This is a genomic window from Aeromonas sp. Y311-2, from assembly GCF_027706025.1.
Lineage (GTDB): Bacteria > Pseudomonadota > Gammaproteobacteria > Enterobacterales > Aeromonadaceae > Aeromonas > Aeromonas veronii.
Window position 1 is genome coordinate 1 of record NZ_JAPDCL010000062.1, and the last position, 1,826, is coordinate 1,826.

3 protein-coding genes are annotated in these 1,826 nt (G+C 59.5%); all 3 read right to left on the minus strand.

Annotation, left to right across the window (positions count from 1 at the left end):
* Nucleotides 1-671, minus strand: a 671-nt coding sequence (locus tag OKC42_RS22585) for a DUF1499 domain-containing protein (protein WP_042657101.1), incomplete at its 3' end; no start/stop codon positions are given.
* 180 nt (nucleotides 672-851) lie between these two features.
* On the minus strand, nucleotides 852-1,130 hold the full coding sequence (locus tag OKC42_RS22590) for a peptidylprolyl isomerase (RefSeq protein WP_042657102.1): 279 nt from the start codon (nucleotides 1,128-1,130) through the stop codon (nucleotides 852-854).
* A 133-nt stretch (nucleotides 1,131-1,263) separates the two neighbouring features.
* On the minus strand, nucleotides 1,264-1,638 hold the full coding sequence (locus OKC42_RS22595; protein WP_270657741.1) for a hypothetical protein: 375 nt from the start codon (nucleotides 1,636-1,638) through the stop codon (nucleotides 1,264-1,266).
* Nucleotides 1,639-1,826 lie beyond the last annotated feature (188 nt).

Genomic DNA, 1,826 nt, shown 5'->3' on the forward strand with positions numbered 1-1,826 from the left:
GGTTTCAAATTGGGTTTGTAGGCCTGACCGAGTCGCTCGTTCAGGCGGATCAGAAAATCCTCGATCCGCGCCCGGTTGGTACCCAAGTCGCTGCGCCCCTGACGGGAGGCCGATCGCATATCGATGCGAGTCTCTTTCGGGCCGGCAAAGACCCGCAGCGCCACATCATCCTGAAAGCCGAACCAGCCGGTGGTGACCACTGCATCCAGACCATCCGGGCTCGGTCGTACCTGCCAGCCCAGCTCCTGCATCAGTTCGCTGGCTTCAATCACCACTTCGGCAGGGGAGGCCCTGGTAAAGAGAGGACCGGGTTTTGCCTCAACTGCTTTCAGCGGGGCGCTATTAATTGGCAGATCCTGCTCGGTTCTAAGCTCCGCCGCCCAGCGCAGCAGGGGGGGATTGTAGGGATCGGTACTCACATCGTTGATCAGCGGCATGCGCAGCGCCTGCACCACAAAGAGCAGCGGCAGCAACAGCGGCAAGGCGCCAAAGCCGTTGGCGTAGCGGTTGCGGCTCCAGGGCAGGCGCACCAGCAGGATAAGGGAGACAAGCGCTCCGATGAGACAGATCGCAAAACCTATCCACCAGGGCCAGAGATGGAAGCGGCTGCCGAGGGCGCCAGCGAGCGGGAGTAACCAGGCCAGCAGGGGCCACAAGCAAGAGCGGGGCATAGCACGGGATCCATCGTCGAATGTGGACAATGCCGAGAAGGATAAACTTAATTGTCTGATAACGTTAGTAAATTGATGCGAGTTTGGCGTTGTTTCAGCCAGTTTTGCGAGGGGGGATGCAGAGGTCGGTGAAGCCCGCCTGATGCGAGCTTCACCGAGAGAATGGTCAGTTGCGATGGTTTAATTGCGATAGAGCACTTTGATCAGATGGAAGCCGAACTTGGTGCGCACCGGCCCCAGTACCTTGAGCAGTTCGCCCTTGAATACGGCATCGTCGAAGGGCTTGACCATATCCCCTTTATTGAACTCCCCCAGATCGCCGCTACGTTTTGCAGAGGCGCAGGTGGAGAAGCGCTTGGCCATCTGGCCGAAGTCGGCTCCCTTCTCGATCTTCTCCTTGATCTCCATACACTGTTTTTCGGTCTTGACCAGAATGTGCTGGGCACAGGCTTTTTTCATCGGGGCGCTCCTGGGCGTGATGGCGAAGGTTGTTAATGCCAAGTGTGGTGGCAAATGGGGGCGCAAGAGTACCCCAATTTGCCACCGGCGTCAGCCATCACAGCCCGCCGTTTACCGGCGCTGGTCAGCCCTATTATTGGCGAGCGCGGGTGGCTAGCACGGCGCGGGGGCGAGCTTGCCAGATGATCTCCAGCCCGAGCAGGGCGTAGAGGCTCCAGATGGCCAGCGGATTGAGCCACTCGCCCCCCAGTTGCAGGGTCATCAGGGCGCAACCTGCCAGCAGCAAGGTGATGCCTGGCAGCCGCCAGTGGGCGGGCAGCGGGGCCAGCATCGCCATCGCCAGCAGAATACCGAGGCCAAACGGCAGATTCAGGGCGGTAAAGGCCAGTGCCTGTTGGCCACTCATGCCGGTCAGCAGGGCCAGCAGGGCGCTGCAACAGGCGAGGAAGGTGATGAACTCGAGACGATCGGCAATATAGTCAGCCATCTGTTCGCTACGTGTATGCATGATGTGTCTCCTTCAGTTGATGGTTCAAGTGTGAGGGAGTGACGTCTGCAAAGGCAGCGGGATAATTCGATTGCGCTGAACGAGCAATTCTTAATCACCCGCTACGGCGGGCTTTGGCGTGTGCCGGGCCTGCTAAACCGTGAGGGTGGGGCGATGCCGACAAACTCTGTCGTGGTGGGTTTCTGGTG